Origin of the sequence: Cellulosilyticum sp. I15G10I2, from assembly GCF_900095725.1 — a bacterium.
Lineage (GTDB): Bacteria > Bacillota > Clostridia > Lachnospirales > Cellulosilyticaceae > FMMP01.
In genome coordinates this window covers 52,847-70,368 of the sequence record NZ_FMMP01000009.1, presented here as the reverse complement: position 1 = coordinate 70,368, position 17,522 = coordinate 52,847, and the positions used below count along the sequence as shown (strand labels likewise).

At 37.5% G+C, this 17,522-nt stretch carries 15 protein-coding genes; all 15 read left to right on the top strand.

The window, feature by feature from the left end:
* Window positions 1-54: 54 nt before the first annotated feature.
* The 15 genes from rplJ (at window position 55) to rpsS (ending at window position 17,492) form a co-directional block, all read left to right on the top strand.
* On the top strand, window positions 55-546 hold the full coding sequence (rplJ, locus tag BN3326_RS08960) for a 50S ribosomal protein L10 (protein ID WP_069998854.1): 492 nt from the start codon (window positions 55-57) through the stop codon (window positions 544-546).
* 32 nt (window positions 547-578) lie between these two features.
* The gene (gene rplL / locus BN3326_RS08955; protein WP_069998853.1) at window positions 579-947 is read left to right on the top strand and encodes a 50S ribosomal protein L7/L12; all 369 of its coding nucleotides are present in this window, start codon (window positions 579-581) and stop codon (window positions 945-947) included.
* A gap of 472 nt (window positions 948-1,419) precedes the next feature.
* Window positions 1,420-5,262, top strand: a complete 3,843-nt coding sequence (gene rpoB / locus BN3326_RS08950) for a DNA-directed RNA polymerase subunit beta (RefSeq protein WP_069998852.1) — start codon at window positions 1,420-1,422, stop codon at window positions 5,260-5,262.
* A 23-nt stretch (window positions 5,263-5,285) separates the two neighbouring features.
* Window positions 5,286-8,819, top strand: coding sequence for a DNA-directed RNA polymerase subunit beta' (gene rpoC, locus BN3326_RS08945; protein WP_069998851.1), 3,534 nt, complete (start codon window positions 5,286-5,288; stop codon window positions 8,817-8,819).
* A 306-nt stretch (window positions 8,820-9,125) separates the two neighbouring features.
* On the top strand, window positions 9,126-9,368 hold the full coding sequence (locus tag BN3326_RS08940; RefSeq protein ID WP_069998850.1) for a ribosomal L7Ae/L30e/S12e/Gadd45 family protein: 243 nt from the start codon (window positions 9,126-9,128) through the stop codon (window positions 9,366-9,368).
* A gap of 15 nt (window positions 9,369-9,383) precedes the next feature.
* Entirely contained in the window at window positions 9,384-9,824 is a 441-nt protein-coding gene (gene rpsL / locus BN3326_RS08935) for a 30S ribosomal protein S12 (protein WP_069998849.1), read from the top strand.
* Between the two features lie 145 nt (window positions 9,825-9,969).
* Window positions 9,970-10,440, top strand: a complete 471-nt coding sequence (rpsG, locus tag BN3326_RS08930; RefSeq protein ID WP_069998848.1) for a 30S ribosomal protein S7 — start codon at window positions 9,970-9,972, stop codon at window positions 10,438-10,440.
* A 26-nt stretch (window positions 10,441-10,466) separates the two neighbouring features.
* The gene (fusA, locus tag BN3326_RS08925) at window positions 10,467-12,551 is read left to right on the top strand and encodes an elongation factor G (protein WP_069998847.1); all 2,085 of its coding nucleotides are present in this window, start codon (window positions 10,467-10,469) and stop codon (window positions 12,549-12,551) included.
* Between the two features lie 126 nt (window positions 12,552-12,677).
* Window positions 12,678-13,871 carry an elongation factor Tu gene (gene tuf / locus BN3326_RS08920; protein WP_069998846.1) on the top strand — a complete coding sequence of 398 codons (1,194 nt, stop codon included), beginning with the start codon at window positions 12,678-12,680 and terminating at the stop codon, window positions 13,869-13,871.
* Between the two features lie 427 nt (window positions 13,872-14,298).
* Window positions 14,299-14,607 carry a 30S ribosomal protein S10 gene (gene rpsJ / locus BN3326_RS08915; RefSeq protein WP_069998845.1) on the top strand — a complete coding sequence of 103 codons (309 nt, stop codon included), beginning with the start codon at window positions 14,299-14,301 and terminating at the stop codon, window positions 14,605-14,607.
* A gap of 93 nt (window positions 14,608-14,700) precedes the next feature.
* Window positions 14,701-15,330: a 50S ribosomal protein L3 gene (gene rplC, locus BN3326_RS08910; protein WP_069998844.1), complete on the top strand. Its 630-nt coding sequence runs from the start codon at window positions 14,701-14,703 to the stop codon at window positions 15,328-15,330.
* A gap of 26 nt (window positions 15,331-15,356) precedes the next feature.
* Window positions 15,357-15,980 (top strand): 50S ribosomal protein L4, encoded by a 624-nt coding sequence (rplD, locus tag BN3326_RS08905; protein ID WP_069998843.1) that lies wholly within the window; start codon window positions 15,357-15,359, stop codon window positions 15,978-15,980.
* On the top strand, window positions 15,980-16,279 hold the full coding sequence (rplW, locus tag BN3326_RS08900; RefSeq protein WP_069998842.1) for a 50S ribosomal protein L23: 300 nt from the start codon (window positions 15,980-15,982) through the stop codon (window positions 16,277-16,279). The genes rplD and rplW overlap by 1 nt, the downstream gene beginning before the upstream one ends.
* A gap of 66 nt (window positions 16,280-16,345) precedes the next feature.
* Complete coding sequence (gene rplB / locus BN3326_RS08895) at window positions 16,346-17,179, top strand: 50S ribosomal protein L2 (RefSeq protein WP_069998841.1); 834 nt, start codon at window positions 16,346-16,348, stop codon at window positions 17,177-17,179.
* 28 nt (window positions 17,180-17,207) lie between these two features.
* The gene (rpsS, locus tag BN3326_RS08890) at window positions 17,208-17,492 is read left to right on the top strand and encodes a 30S ribosomal protein S19 (protein ID WP_069998840.1); all 285 of its coding nucleotides are present in this window, start codon (window positions 17,208-17,210) and stop codon (window positions 17,490-17,492) included.
* Window positions 17,493-17,522 lie beyond the last annotated feature (30 nt).

Genomic DNA, 17,522 nt, shown 5'->3' with positions numbered 1-17,522 from the left:
AAATACCGAGTTTTGTCCGTACGGCTTAGATTAAGATTTCAAGGAGGTGTAATAATGGCAAAAGTAGAACAAAAACAAGTAGTTGTTAACGAAATTAAAGAAAAGATAAGTGGCGCAAGCTCTATTCTTTTAGTTGATTACCGTGGTCTTACAGTAGAACAAGATACAAATCTTCGTAAACAACTTCGTGAAAGCAATGTTGAATACAAAGTTTATAAAAATACTATGGTGAACTTTGCTATTGAAGGAACAGAATTTGCAGAACTTGCAAAAGACCTTGAAGGACCAACAGCACTAGCCATCAGTTATGATGATGCTACAGCAGGACCTAGAATTCTTGCTAAAATTGCTAAAGGCAATGATAAATTAGAATTTAAATCAGGTGTAGTTGAAGGACATTATTATGATGCACAAGGTATGATATCTATTGGGAATATTGCTCCAAGAGAAGAACTTCTTGGTCGTTTACTTGGAAGCTTCAAATCACCAATATCAAGCTTTGCACGCGTTATTAAACAAGTTGCAGAGAAAAAAGAAGAACAATAATATAATAACAAAATTTATGGAGGTGCTTAACAATGGCAAAACTATCTATTCAAGAAATTATGGAAGCTATTAAAGAATTAACTATTTTAGAATTAAATGAACTTGTAACAGCTTGTGAAGAAGAATTTGGTGTATCAGCAGCAGCAGGTGTTATGGTTGCAGCAGGCCCAGCAGCAGCAGTTGAAGAAAAAACTGAATTTGATGTTGAGTTAACAGAAGCTGGCGCAGAAAAAATTAAAGTTATCAAAGCTGTTCGTGAAATCACTGGTCTTGGCTTAAAAGAAGCTAAAGAAGCAGTAGACGGTGCTCCAAAAGTACTTAAAGAAGGTATAGCTAAAGAAGAAGCAGAAGCAATCAAAGCTAAACTTGAAGAAGTTGGCGCAAAAGTTACATTAAAATAATTAAAAATATTAAAAAAGAACAGATGAATAGGCAGACACTTAAGTGTCTGCCTATGTTTTATGTGTTTTTATTTTTTCATGCACCTGAGCTAATAGAGGGCAAAAAAATAACAAGGGGTTTCCCCTTGAACCGGTAAGAATGGAATGATATAGTTATATTTATCTGTATGAGTTGGCAACTGGAAATAGTTATCAATGAAAAATAAAGAAAAACAAGTATAAAAAAACAAAAAAAGGTTGACTTAACCTTTTTTTTGTGATAGCATTATAAAATCCGCTAATATGCTATAAAGTAAATGAATTTTTTTTATCATTATAGCATAGCAGTCTTAGTTTTACAATACATATTCTAATTTAAAATACATTTTTGAGCATCCATCCGGTAAATTAGAACTATGTCACATTTTATACCTTTTTTGAAACGGTGCAGTAACATGCATTATTTATAAATTTTGCAAGGGGTGAGAAACACATGCAAAAATCTAAAAGTCGCCTTGTTCATATGGGCAAACAAATTCGCATGAGCTATGCTAGAACAGAGGATGAAGTTCTAGAAATACCTAATCTTATTGAAATCCAAAGAGCATCTTATGAGTGGTTTTTAACAGAAGGATTAAGAGAAGTATTTCAAGATATTTCCCCCATTACTGATTTTAATGGTAATCTCATTTTAGAATTTGTAGATTTCTTTTTAGACAGCAAACCAAAGTATACTATTGAAGAATGTAGAGAAAAAGATTCAACCTATAGTGCACCACTTAAAGTAAGAGCACGCCTTCATAACAAAGAAACTGGTACGAGTGTTGATAGTGACGTATTTATGGGTGATTTTCCACTTATGACAGACAACGGTACCTTCATTATTAATGGTGCAGAGCGTGTTATAGTTAGTCAGCTTGTACGTTCACCAGGTATCTATTATGCTGTAAGTTTTGATAAGACAGGTAAAAAGTTATTTGCAGCTTCAGTTATTCCAAACCGTGGTGCATGGCTTGAGTATGAAACTGACTCAAATGATATTTTTTATGTGCGTGTAGATCGCACACGTAAAGTGCCTATTACAGTTCTGCTCCGTTCACTGGGGCTTGGAACTGATGCTGAAATCATAGACAAGTTTGGTGAGGAACCTAAGATTTTAGAGACAATACAAAAAGATACAAGTAAGACTTATGAAGAAGGTCTTATTGAAATGTACAAGCGTATTCGTCCAGGGGAGCCGCCAACAGTAGATAGTGCACAGACACTTCTTAATAATATGTTTTTTGATCCCAAAAGATATGACCTTGCTAAAGTAGGCCGTTATAAGTTTAATAAAAAACTAGCCCTTCGCAATAGGGTTAATGGCTATGTTTTGGCAGATAATGTTATTAGTCCGTTTACAGGTGAAGTTGTAGCTGCAAAAGGAGAAAGAATAACAGTTAAACTGGCAAATGCTATCCAAAATACAGGGGTAGAAGCTGTATTTGTACAGATACCAGGTGTAGAAAGACCTGTTAAAATCCTTACCAACAGAACTGTTGATATCCAAAGTTTTGAAGGACTAGATGCAGAGGAACTAGATATTAGGGACACTGTATATTACCCTGTTCTTGAACAAATATTAGAACAACATCAAGATATTGAAGATATCAAAAATGAAATTAAAGCAAGAAAAAGTGAGCTGATACCAAAATCTATTACAATAGATGATATTTATGCCTCTATTAACTATAATATGCACTTAGAATATGAAGTGGGTTATACAGATGATATTGACCATTTAGGAAATAGACGTATTCGTGGAGTAGGCGAACTTTTCCAAAATCAATTTCGTATTGGGCTTTCTCGTATGGAAAGAGTTGTACGTGAAAGAATGACTATTCAAGATCAAGAAGCGGTTAGTCCGCAAGCTTTTATTAATATAAGACCAGTGTCTTCTGCGATTAAAGAGTTCTTTGGAAGCTCACAGCTTTCACAGTTTATGGATCAGAACAATCCACTAGCAGAACTTACACATAAAAGAAGGTTGTCAGCACTAGGACCTGGCGGTCTTTCAAGAGAAAGAGCCGGCTTTGAAGTCCGTGACGTTCACCATTCTCATTATGGACGTATGTGCCCTATTGAAACCCCAGAAGGTCCAAATATCGGTCTGATTAACTCTTTGGCTACATTTGCAAGAATTAATGAGTACGGATTTATTGAGGCACCTTATAGAGTGGTTGATAAATCAGGAGACAAACCACGAATTATAGATGAAGTTATTTATATTACTGCAGATGAAGAAGAAAAGTATACGATTTGTCAAGCAACAGAGCCATTAGCTGAAAATGGGGAGTTTATTAATAAACGTGTTACAGCAAGACGAAGAGAAGAAATATTAGAATTTGACTATACTCAGATTGATTTAATGGATATTTCAACGAAACAGATTGTATCTGTAGCTACAGCTCTTATTCCGTTCCTTGAAAACGATGATGCTAACCGTGCACTTATGGGTGCGAACATGCAGCGTCAGGCAGTACCGCTTATCCGTACAAACAGCCCAATCGTTGCAACAGGTATGGAGTATAAGATCGCTATGGATTCGGGAGCACTTGTTCTTGCAAAACATGCAGGGGTTATTGATAAGGTAACTGCAAGAGAAATTGTGATAAAAGATAATGAAGGCAAAAAACATGCTTATAAGTTAACTAAGTTCGAACGCAGCAACCAAGGAACTTGTATTAATCAAAGACCTATTATATCAAAAGGAGACATTGTTAAACCAGGAGACGTTTTAGCAGATGGACCTTCTACAGATAATGGAGAACTTGCACTCGGACAAAATCCTCTTATTGGATTTATGACATGGGAAGGCTATAACTTTGAAGATGCAATCCTTCTTAGTGAAAGACTTGTACAAGAAGATATTTATACTTCTATTCATATAGAAGAATATGAACTTGAATCCCGTGATACTAAAGTAGGACCAGAAGAAATCACAAGAGATATTCCAAATGTCGGTGAAGATGCACTTAAAGACCTTGATGAACGAGGTATTATCCGTATTGGAGCTGAAGTGCGTTCAGGAGATATTCTTGTAGGCCGTGTTACGCCAAAAGGTGAAACAGAGCTCACAGCTGAAGAAAGACTTCTACGTGCGATATTTGGAGAAAAAGTAAGAGAAGTAAGAGATACATCGCTGCGTGTGCCTCATGGTGAAGCGGGGATTATCGTAGATGTTAAGATCTTTACAAGAGAAAATGGAGATGACCTTGATCCTGGTGTTAATAAAATGGTACGTTGTTATATTGCTCAGAAGAGAAAAATCTCTGTTGGAGACAAGATGGCAGGGCGTCATGGTAACAAAGGGGTTATATCAAGAGTACTTCCAATAGAAGATATGCCATTTTTACCTAACGGAAGAGCACTTGATATTGTGCTTAATCCACTTGGGGTACCATCTCGTATGAATATCGGGCAGGTACTTGAAGTCCATCTTGGACTTGCAGCCAAAGCACTGGGCTTTAAGATTGAAACCCCAGTATTTAATGGAGCAAGTGAGCAAGAGATCATGAATACTTTAGATATGGCAAACGACTATGTTAACCATTCATGGGAAGAGTTTTCAGATAAATGGAAAGAAAAGTTAGATGAAAGTATGTATAACTATCTAGAAGAAAATCTTGATCATAGAGCTGAATGGACAGGTGTGCCGCTTGATAGTACAGGTAAGATCTATCTAAGAGATGGCAGAACCGGAGAAAAATTTGATAATCCAGTTACAGTAGGTTATATGCATTATCTTAAACTTCACCATTTAGTAGATGATAAGATGCATGCACGTTCAACAGGACCATATGCTACGATTACGCAGCAACCACTTGGCGGTAAAGCACAATTTGGCGGACAGCGTTTCGGAGAGATGGAAGTTTGGGCACTTGAAGCATACGGTGCTGCATATACACTTCAAGAAATTTTAACAATCAAATCAGACGACGTTGTAGGTCGTGTGAAAACTTATGAATCTGTCGTTAAAGGCGAGAATATACCAGAGCCAGGCATACCAGAATCTTTCAAAGTATTGCTTAAAGAGCTTCAATCACTGTCACTCGATGTAAGAGTATTGACTGATAACATGAGAGAAATTGACATTAAAGAAACGGTTGATGAAAGTGAATTAATTAATATTAATGTTGAAGGACTAGAAGATATACCTGTAGCAGACGATTATGTAGAGGACGTATCAGAATTAGAGACAGATACAGATTTATTTGATGATACCATCGAGCTGGATTTTGAGCCTGAGGATGATATAGTATTTGAGGATGATTCATTAGATGATTTAGATTTATAAAAAGTATGAAGGGAGTGCATAGTATGCCAAATATAGATCAAGCTATCTTTTTTGAAAGCATAAAGATAGGATTGGCTTCCCCTGATAAAATCCGTGAATGGTCTAGAGGAGAGGTAAAGAAACCAGAAACAATCAATTATCGTACTCAAAGACCGGAACGAGATGGGCTATTTTGTGAAAAAATCTTTGGGCCTAGCAAAGATTGGGAGTGTCATTGTGGAAAATACAAAAGAATCAGATATAAGGGTATCATTTGTGACCGATGTGGTGTAGAAGTTACAAAAGCTAAAGTAAGACGTGAGAGAATGGGGCATATAGAACTTGCAGCTCCGGTATCACATATATGGTATTTTAAAGGAATACCAAGCAGAATGGGGTTAATACTTGATATTACCCCAGGAAAGCTTGAAAAGATATTATATTTTGCATCTTATATCGTAACAGATCCTAAAGGGACGAGTTTAGACTATAAAGAAATTTTAGGTGAAAAAGAATATAGAGAAGCAGAAGAAAAATATGGCGCAGGCTCATTCGTCGCTGAAATGGGTGCTGAAGCTATTAAAAAGCTGCTCTCTGACATTCAGTTAGAGAAAGAAAGCCAAGAGTTAAAAGAACAGCTTAAAACCACTACAGGTCAAAAAAGAGTACGTGTTATTAAGCGTTTAGAAGTTATAGAAGCATTTAGACTTTCAGGAAACAAACCTGAATGGATGATCTTAGATGTGATACCAGTGTTGCCACCAGATTTAAGACCAATGATACAGCTTGATGGTGGACGTTTTGCAACATCAGACTTAAATGATCTTTATAGAAGAGTTATTAACCGTAACAATCGTTTAAAGAGATTACTTGATTTAGGGGCACCTAATATTATTGTAAGAAATGAAAAACGTATGTTACAAGAAGCTGTAGATGCACTTATTGATAACGGCAGACGTGGCAAAGCTGTAACAGGACCTGGAAATAGACCGCTTAAGTCTTTATCAGACATGTTAAAAGGTAAATCCGGACGTTTCCGCCAGAACTTACTTGGTAAGCGTGTTGACTATTCAGGACGTTCTGTTATCGTAGTAGGACCTAGTCTTAAAATTTATCAATGCGGGCTTCCAAAAGAAATGGCGATTGAACTCTTTAAACCATTTGTAATGAAAAAGCTGGTATCTGACGGTATTGCACATAATATTAAAAATGCTAAGCACATGATAGAAAGATTACAGCCACAGGTATGGGATGTATTAGAAGAAGTTATTCGTGAGCATCCTGTTATGCTAAATCGTGCCCCAACACTTCACCGTCTTGGGATTCAAGCGTTTGAACCAATCCTAGTTGAAGGCCGTGCGATTAAGCTGCATCCTCTTGTATGTACAGCTTATAATGCAGACTTTGACGGAGACCAAATGGCGGTTCACGTACCTTTATCAGTAGAAGCACAAGCAGAATGCCGATTCCTTCTATTAGCGCCAAATAACTTACTCAAGCCATCTGATGGGGGACCCGTTGCGGTGCCATCACAGGATATGGTTCTTGGAACATACTATCTTACACTTGATAAAGAAGGTGAGCAAGGAGAAGGTAAGTATTTCCGTAATGAAAAAGAAGCAATTCTCGCATATGACAATAAAGTCATTACGTTACATGCACGCATTAACGTACGCAGGACGATTGAAATAGATGGCGTTATGCAGAGCGGAATTACAAATACGACTGTTGGCCGTATTATTTTCAACGAGATCATGCCTCAAACATTAGGTTTTGTAGATAGAACGCTAGAAGAAAACAAATTTAAGTATGAGATTGATTTCTTAGTAGGTAAAAAACAACTGGGACAAATAATTAAAAAGTGCATCGATACCCAAGGTGCAACAGATACTGCCATTTTGCTTGATAATATTAAAGACCTAGGTTTTAAATATTCAACACGAGGCGCATTAACCGTATCTGTATCAGACATGGTAGTTCCAGGTCAAAAACAAGAGTATTTAGATGAAGCTCAAGTCGCAGTTGAACATGTTACAAAACTCTTCAGACGTGGGCTTATGACGGACGAAGAACGTTATAACAAAGTAATTCAGGCATGGAATATGGCCAATGATAAAATTACAAAGGCTCTTCTTGATAACCTTGGAAGATATAATAATATCTATATGATGGCACACTCTGGTGCCCGTGGTTCTACGAATCAGATTAAACAGTTAGCAGGTATGCGTGGTCTGATGGCATCACCATCAGGACGTATTATTGAGCTTCCTATTAAGGCGAACTTCCGTGAGGGTCTTACTGTACTTGAGTACTTTATTTCTGCCCATGGTGCCCGTAAAGGACTTGCAGATACGGCACTTCGTACAGCTGACTCTGGTTATTTAACACGTCGTCTTGTAGACGTATCACAAGATGTTATTATTAGAGAACAAGATTGTCATGATCACATCCCAGATCAACCAATTCCGGGTATGGTAGTTAAAGCTTATACAGATGGTTCAGAAGTTATCGAGCCATTACATGAACGCTTATCAGGACGTTTTGCAGCTGAAGAGATTGTTCATCCGGAGACAGGGGAAGTAATCATTCCTGTGAATAAAATGATAAAACCGATTCAAGCTGAGTATATAGAGTCAGTTGGAATTAAAAAAGTTAAAATACGTAATGTGCTTTCATGTCAGTCTAAAATGGGCGTATGTGCAAAATGTTACGGGGCAAATATGGCATCAGGTAACGAAGTAAGAGTAGGTGAAGCGGTAGGTATTATCGCAGCACAGTCTATCGGAGAGCCTGGTACACAGCTTACAATGCGTACATTCCATACTGGAGGTATTGCGGGAGATGATATTACACAAGGTCTTCCTCGTATTGAAGAGTTATTTGAAGCCCGTAAACCTAAAGGACTTGCAATCATATCTGAAATTGCTGGTATTGTAACTATATCAGATACTAAGAAAAAACGTGAGGTAACTATTACTGATAATGAAAATGGAGAAACAAAGTCTTATACTATACCATATGGCTCAAGAATTAAAGTCCAAGATGGTACTTCAGTAGAAGCTGGAGATGAACTTACAGAAGGTAGTGTTAATCCACATGATATTCTTAAAATCAAAGATGTTACAGGTGTACAGCATTATATGATTCAAGAAGTACAGCGTGTTTATAGACTTCAGGGGGTTGATATCAACGATAAGCATATTGAAGTTATTGTGCGTCAGATGCTTAAAAAAGTTAAGATAGAAGAAAGCGGCGATACAGATTTATTGCCTGGAAGTTCTATCGATATATTAGAATACCTAGAAGTTAATAAACAGGCTGTTGAGCAAGGGTTAGAACCGGCAGTAGGGAAAAGCGTGCTGCTTGGTATTACAAAAGCCTCTCTTGCAACAGAGTCCTTCTTATCCGCTGCATCTTTCCAAGAAACAACAAAAGTGCTTACAGAAGCGGCAATTAAAGGAAAAACAGATCCATTAATTGGACTTAAAGAAAATGTTATTATTGGTAAGCTAATTCCTGCCGGAACAGGTATGGATAAATACCGCAAGCTCAATGTAACAATGGTAGGAGAAGAATAATCTTGTATTAAAAAGCTCTAGGGACTGCGCTTATGCAGTACCTAGAGCTTTTGTATATAGAGAAACAACTTATAAGCATACAAATTTTATAATTCACGCGTTTGAGGCTGTTCATAAACTAAAATGAATAGTGCGCTCATTTTAGTTTGAAAAATTGCCTAGATTTCTAGAAATCTGATAGTGAGTAGCTGAAGAATTCGGTGCTCACTGAGCAGTCCTAAAAAAAACCTTGACAAGAAGCGACGGGAATGATAGAATCGTTCAGTGTGTAATAGTATGCATAAAAATGAACCTAAAGGGGGATTTATGTTGTACCATTTGAAAGACACGAAAAAGATTGTGGGAACAAAACAGACTTTAAAATGGTTAGAACGAGAAAATGTTAAGCTTGTGTTTGTTGCCAAAGATGCCGATGACCGAGTTACAAGTCAAGTGGTAGAGCTTGCAAAAGCTAAAAATGTCGAAGTTAAGTATATTGATAGTATGCATGAACTGGGCAAAGAATGTAACGTTGAAGTGAAAACTGCAGTAGCAGCAATTATTGAGTAAGGAGGAGGTGCCAGAATGCCAACATTTAACCAATTAGTACGTAAAGGAAGAAAAGAAATCGAGAAAAAGTCAACTGCGCCAGCATTGCAAAAAGGATTTAACTCTTTGCATAAACGTGCAACAGATATCTCTGCGCCACAAAAAAGAGGTGTTTGTACAGCAGTTAAAACAGCTACACCAAAAAAACCAAACTCTGCTCTTCGTAAAATTGCAAGGGTACGTCTTACAAATGGGATTGAAGTTACAGCTTATATTCCAGGTGAAGGACACAACCTTCAAGAGCATAGCGTTGTATTAATCCGTGGTGGTAGGGTAAAAGACTTACCAGGTACACGTTACCACATTATCCGTGGTACATTAGATACAGCAGGTGTTGCGAAAAGACAACAAGCTCGTTCTAAATACGGTGCTAAAAAAGGCAAAAAAGGTGCAGCAGCAACTAAAGGTAAAAAATAATTAGGAATTAATTGGTGCCCAACTTACACAACTAAAGCTGATAAATCAGATTTTAAATAGATGAGTAACAAGGGCGCGCACGATCCTCAAATTTGAGGACGAGTACCGATGATATTTCACAGATATTAGTTAAGGAGGGAAGACCGTGCCACGTAAAGGACATGTAGCAAAAAGAGATGTATTAGCAGATCCTCTTTACAATAGTAAGTTAGTAACAAAACTTATTAACAACATTATGTTGGATGGTAAAAGAGGTAAAGCACAAAAGATAGTTTATGGTGCGTTTGACATCATTAAAGAAAAAACAGGCAGAGATGCTTTAGAAGTTTTCCAAGAGGCATTAGAGAATATCATGCCAGTATTAGAAGTAAAAGCACGTCGTGTTGGAGGTGCTACTTACCAAGTACCAATGGAGGTGCGTCCAGAAAGACGTCAAACATTAGGCCTTCGTTGGTTAACAACTCACACACGTAAGCGTGGAGAAAAAACAACAACACTTGCTCTTGCAGCAGAGCTTTTAGATGCACTTAACAGCACTGGTGGATCAGTTAAGAAAAAAGAAGATACACACAAAATGGCAGAAGCAAATAAAGCATTTGCTCACTACAGATGGTAGGCTATTAATCCAAAGGAGGAATTACCTTGGCAGGAAGAGAATATCCGCTAGAGCGCACCCGTAATATTGGTATTATGGCGCATATTGACGCGGGGAAAACAACTCTTACAGAGCGTATCTTGTTTTATACCGGTAAGACATACAAAATCGGAGAAGTTCATGAAGGCGGAGCCACTATGGACTGGATGGAACAAGAACAAGAACGTGGTATTACAATCACATCTGCAGCTACGACATGTTTTTGGAAAGACAATCGTGTTAATATCATAGATACACCTGGGCACGTAGACTTCACAGTAGAAGTTGAACGTTCACTCCGTGTACTAGATTCTGCTGTTGGCGTATTCTGTGCAAAAGGTGGGGTTGAACCTCAATCTGAAACAGTATGGCGTCAAGCTGATAAATATAAAGTACCACGTATGGCTTTTGTAAATAAAATGGATATCATGGGCGCTGACTTTTATAGAGCAGTAGACATGATGAGAACAAGACTTGGTGCTAATGCAATACCAATCGAGTTACCTATTGGTGCAGAAGACCAATTCGTAGGGGTTATTGACCTTATGAAAAACAGAGCCTTCATCTACAAAGATGATTTAGGCAAAGAAATAGAAGAAACTGATATTCCAGCAGATCTTTTAGATAAAGCTGAACAATACAGAAACGAAATGATTGAAGCAATCTGTGAATCAGATGAAGACCTTACAATGAAATATCTTGAAGGTGAAGAAGTAACAGAAGAGGAACTTAGAACAGCACTTAGAACTGCTGTAATCAATGTTCAAATCATTCCGGTACTTTGTGGTTCAGCTTACAAAAATAAAGGGGTACAAAAACTTTTAGATGCTGTTGTTGAATATATGCCAGCACCTACAGATATCCCTGCTATTAAAGGGATTGACCCTGAAACTGGTGAAGAAATGGAAAAACATTCATCAGATGAAGAGCCATTTGCAGCCCTTGCATTTAAGATTATGACTGACCCATTTGTTGGGAAACTTGCATTCTTCAGAGTTTATTCAGGTTCAATAGAATCAGGTTCATATGTACTCAACTCAACAAAAAACAAAAAAGAACGTATTGGACGTATCTTACAGATGCATGCAAATACAAGACAAGAAATTGCTAAAGTTTATTCAGGAGATATAGCTGCTGCTGTTGGTCTTAAAGGTACAACAACAGGAGATACATTGTGTGATGAAGGTCACCCTGTAATCTTAGAATCTATGGAATTCCCAGAGCCAGTTATTGAAGTAGCTATTGAGCCAAAAACAAAAGCTGGTCAAGAAAAAATGGGTATTGCACTTGCAAAACTTGCAGAAGAAGACCCAACTTTCAGAACGTTTACAAATACTGAAACTGGGCAGACAATCATCGCAGGTATGGGAGAACTTCACTTAGAGATTATCGTAGATCGTCTTTTACGTGAGTTTAAAGTAGAAGCAAATGTAGGAGCACCACAAGTTGCTTACAAAGAAACAATGGCTAGAGATGTGGAAGTTGATTCTAAGTATGTAAAACAATCAGGTGGTAGCGGACAATATGGACACTGTAAAGTTAGATTCTCTAGACTTGATCCTAACTCTGAACATACTTATGAATTCGTAAGTACAGTAGTGGGTGGTTCAATTCCAAAAGAATATATCCCTGCAGTAGACAAAGGAATCCAAGAAGCAATGGCAGCAGGTCCACTTGCAGGATACAAAGTATTAGGTATTAAAGCAGAGTGTTACGATGGTTCATACCATGATGTTGACTCATCAGAAATGGCCTTCAAGATCGCAGGTTCTATGGCATTTAAAGATGCAATGAAAAAAGCAGGCGGAACACTTCTTGAACCTATTATGAAAGTTATTGCAACTGCACCAGAAGAGTACATGGGGGATGTTATTGGAAGCATTAACTCACGCCGTGGACAAATGGAAGGTATGGAAGCTATTGGTGGCGGGCAAGAAATTAGAGCCTATGTACCACTTGCAGAGATGTTTGGTTATGCGACTGAACTTCGTTCAAGAACACAAGGTCGTGGTAACTACTCGATGGAATTCCATCACTATGAGCCATGCCCTAAAGGTATTCAGGATAAAATTATAGCTGATCAAAAAGCTTAAATTTAAAATATAGCAGCACATTCTCTAAATAATAATTTGTAGCTACTTGAAAAGTAGCTGCAAATTGAATATAATCAAATTATCTGAGAAAAATAAACTCAGCAAATTAAAGGAGGAACAAACAAAATGGCTAAAGCTAAATATGAAAGAAATAAGCCACACGTTAATATTGGTACAATCGGACACGTTGACCACGGTAAAACAACACTTACAGCAGCTATCACAAAAACTCTTCACCAAAGATATGGTTTAGGTGCAGCAGTTGATTTCGATAATATTGACAAGGCGCCAGAAGAAAGAGAACGTGGTATTACTATCTCTACAGCTCACGTTGAATACGAAACTCCAGCTCGTCACTACGCTCACGTTGACTGCCCAGGACATGCTGACTATGTTAAAAACATGATCACAGGGGCAGCACAAATGGATGGAACAATCCTTGTTTGTGCAGCTACAGATGGTCCTATGGCTCAAACTCGTGAACATATCCTTCTTTCACGTCAAGTTGGTGTACCATACATCGTTGTTTTCTTAAACAAATGTGATATGGTAGATGATGAAGAATTATTAGAACTTGTTGAAATGGAAATTCGTGACCTATTAAGCTCATATGAATTCCCTGGCGATGATACGCCAATCATCCGTGGATCAGCTCTTCAAGCATTAAATGATCCAATGGGTCCATGGGGAGATAAAATCGTAGAGTTATTTGAAATTATTGATGAGTATATTCCTACTCCAGACCGTGCAGTTGACAAACCATTCCTTATGCCTGTAGAAGATGTATTCTCAATCACAGGTCGTGGTACAGTTGCAACAGGTAGAGTAGAATCAGGTATTCTTAAAGTTCAAGATGAAGTTGAACTTGTTGGTATTCATGAAGAAACTCGTAAGATTGTGTGTACAGGAGTTGAAATGTTCCGTAAACTTCTTGATCAAGCGCAAGCTGGAGATAACATTGGAGCACTTCTTCGTGGTATTCAAAGAACTGAAATCGAACGTGGTCAAGTACTTTGCAAACCAGGTTCAATTACACCTCATACAAAATTCACAGCTCAAGTATACGTTCTTAAAAAAGAAGAAGGTGGACGTCATAAACCATTCTTCTCACACTATAGACCACAATTCTACTTCAGAACAACTGACGTTACAGGCGTTATTGAATTACCAGAAGGCACAGAAATGTGTATGCCTGGCGATAACCTTGAAATGACTATTGAACTTATCCATCCAATTGCGATGTCTCAAGGACTTCGTTTCGCGATACGTGAAGGTGGACGTACAGTAGGTTCTGGTGCAGTAGCATCTATTATTGAGTAATTAACTCATATAAAAAGCATACCCTAGGGTATGCTTTTTATTATTTATGGGAAGTTTGGTTTTCTAAAAAATCCCCTATAATTAGGAGAAAAGAGCATAATAGCTAAATTTTCCATAAAAAAATCAGTAATAACTAAAAAAAAACCTTGTCATTATATAGCTTTTAGTGTATACTCAATTTGTTGTGACATTGAGAACGATGATCTAGAAGGTTACCACCTTACAAAAAGGTGAATTTCTAGGGAGCGAATGTCCGGTTCAAGAAACCAGGCGGCAGGTCACTGTACTATATAAACTGATGTCAAGCGCTTTTGTATTAATACAAAGCTTAGAGTAAGTCTGCGCTTATGACACACTAGGTTGAGTGTACAGTCACCACTAGTCGTACTGCTTTCAAAAAAAGTACGAAAAGGAGGGGACTTTTTTTATGGCAAGTCAAAAAATCCGTATTACCCTAAAGGCTTATGATCACAAGTTAATTGATCAAACAGCAGCTGAAATAGTTGCTATTGCTAAGAAAACAGGTGCACAAGTTAGTGGACCAATACCACTACCAACTAAAAAAGAAGTGGTAACAATTTTACGTGCTGTTCACAAGTACAAAGATTCTCGTGAGCAATTCGAAATGAGAACTCATAAAAGACTTATCGATGTTGAAGCTACGCCAAAAACTGGAGATGCGTTAATGCGTATAGATTTACCAGCAGGTGTAGATATCAAAGTAGATGCGAAATAATCTATGAGATTCTAGATTGGGCGATAATCAAGAATCGTCTAGGATGATTGCCAAGGTAGCAATCCGCTGTAGATATTAGGAGGTGTAAAGGAAATGAAAAAAGCAATCATAGCTAAGAAAATAGGTATGACACAAATTTTTGATGAAAATGCAAACTTAATTCCTGTTACTGTATTAGAGGCAGGTCCATGTGTAGTTGTTCAAAAGAAAACTACTGACAATGATGGATATGAAGCGATTCAAGTTGGTTTTGGAGACGTTAAAGAAAGACGTGTTATCAAACCAGCAGCTGGTCACTTTAAAAAAGCAGGCGTTGCTCTTAAAAAACACTTAAAAGAATTCCGTTTGGAAGATATAAGTGCATATGAAGTAGGTACAGAAATCAAAGCAGATGTTTTTGCTGCTGGAGAAAGAGTAGATGTTACTGGTACTTCAAAAGGTAAAGGGTATCAAGGCGCAATCAAAAAATATGGACAAAGCCGTGGACCAATGGCTCATGGTTCTAAATCACATAGAGTAGCAGGTTCTATGGGTGCTGCAACAAGTCCAGGACGTGTTATGAAAGGTAAAGGCCTTCCATCACATATGGGATGTGTTCAAATCACAGTACAAAATCTTGAAGTTGCTAGAGTTGATTTAGACAAAAACTTAATTTTACTTAAAGGTGCAGTTCCAGGACCTAAAGGTACAATCATCGCTATAAAAGATAGCGTTAAAGCTTAATGACTGGTGAGAAAGGAGGAACAATAATGGCAAAAGTAGCTGTTTATAATATGGACGGACAACAAGTAGGTGAAGTTGAATTAAATGATTCAATCTTTGCAGTAGATGTAAAAGAACACTTAGTGCATGCAGCAGTTGTTGCACATCTTGCAAATAGACGTCAAGGAACACAAAGTGCTAAAACCCGTGCTGAAGTACGTGGTGGTGGTAGAAAACCATGGAGACAAAAAGGTACAGGTAGAGCAAGACAAGGTTCTATTCGTGCAGTACAATGGACAGGTGGTGGGGTTGCATTCGCGCCAAAACCTCGTGACTACTCTATTAGACTTAACAAAAAAGAAAGAAGACTTGCATTAAAATCAGCTTTAACTAGCAGAGTTAATGGCAGCAAATTCATTGTATTAGATTCATTAGAGCTAGCAGAGATCAAAACAAAAACAATGAAAAATATATTAGATACTCTTAAATTAAATAAAGCACTTATCGTTACAGATGGCGATACAAGCAAAAATGTAATGTTATCAGCACGTAATATTCAATCAATCAAAACATCAGCTGTTAATAACATTAATGTATATGACATCTTAAAATACGATACATTCGTAGTAACAAAAGATGCACTTAACAAAATCGAGGAGGTGTACGCATAATGGCAGATTTAAAATTTTATGACGTCATTTTAAAGCCAGTAGTTACTGAAAAAAGTATGAACGCTATGGCAGAAAAAAAATACACATTCCTAGTACAAAAAACTGCAACTAAAGGTCAAATCAAAGATGCAGTAGAAAAAATGTTCGAAGGAACAAAAGTAGAAAAAGTTAATACGGCTAATTACGAAGGTAAAACAAAACGCCGTGGCAAGTCAGTTGGTAAAACAAGTGACTACAAAAAAGCAATTGTTAAACTTAACCAAGATAGTAAAGACATTGACTTTTTCCAAGGAATGTAGTTTAATAGATAAAGATGAAACACACGGCTAAGTGTAAATGCATTGATTGAAAGGAGTGAAAGTGCGATGGGTATCAAAAAATATAGACCATATACCCCTTCAAGAAGACATATGACTTCTTCATCATTTGAAGAAATCACAAAAACAACTCCTGAAAGATCTTTAATGGTTACTTTAAAGAAAAACTCAGGAAGAAACAACCAAGGGAAAATTACAGTTCGTCATCGTGGCGGCGGATATAAAATTAAATATAGAATCATCGACTTCAAACGTAATAAAGATGGTGTACCAGCAACTGTTGTAGGTATCGAATATGATCCAAACAGAACAGCAAATATTGCATTACTTGCTTATGCGGATGGAGAAAAAAGCTATATTTTAGCTCCAGTAGGGCTTAAAGTAGGCGACAAATTAATGAGTGGTGAAACAGCGGAAATTCGCATTGGAAACGCACTCAGAATGAAAGATATGCCAATAGGTGCTACTATTCATAACCTTGAAATGAAACCAGGCAAAGGCGGGCAGCTTGTTCGTGCAGCAGGTATGTCAGCACAGCTTATGGCTAAAGAAGGCAAGTATGCAACAGTTAAACTTCCTTCAGGAGAAATGAGACTTTTACCTATCGAGTGTAGAGCTACAATAGGTCAAGTTGGTAACATCGATCATGAGCTTATCAATATTGGTAAAGCAGGACGTAAACGTCATATGGGTATTCGCCCTACAGTTCGTGGATCTGTTATGAACCCTAACGATCACCCTCACGGTGGTGGAGAAGGTAGATCACCAATTGGACGTCCAAATCCATGTACACCTTGGGGTAAACCAGCTCTTGGATACAAAACAAGAAAGAAAAATAAGCAATCAAACAAATATATTGTACGTGCTCGTAACAAAAAATAATGTAAAGTAGTGAAGGGAGGCATCATTAATGGCTCGTTCCATCAAAAAAGGACCATTTGCTGATAAACATTTATTAAAGAAAATAGATGAAATGAACGCAGCGGATGAGAAAAAAGTAATCAAATCATGGTCACGTCGTTCAACAATATTCCCTAGCATGGTAGGACATACTATCGCTGTACATGACGGAAGAAAACATGTTCCAGTTTTTGTAACAGAAGATATGGTAGGACATAAATTAGGTGAATTTGCATTAACAAGAACTTACCGTGGTCATGGTAAAGATGCAGAAAAGAAATCAAGAGTTCGTTAATTAATTATTTACGGAAGGAGGTCTTTAAAA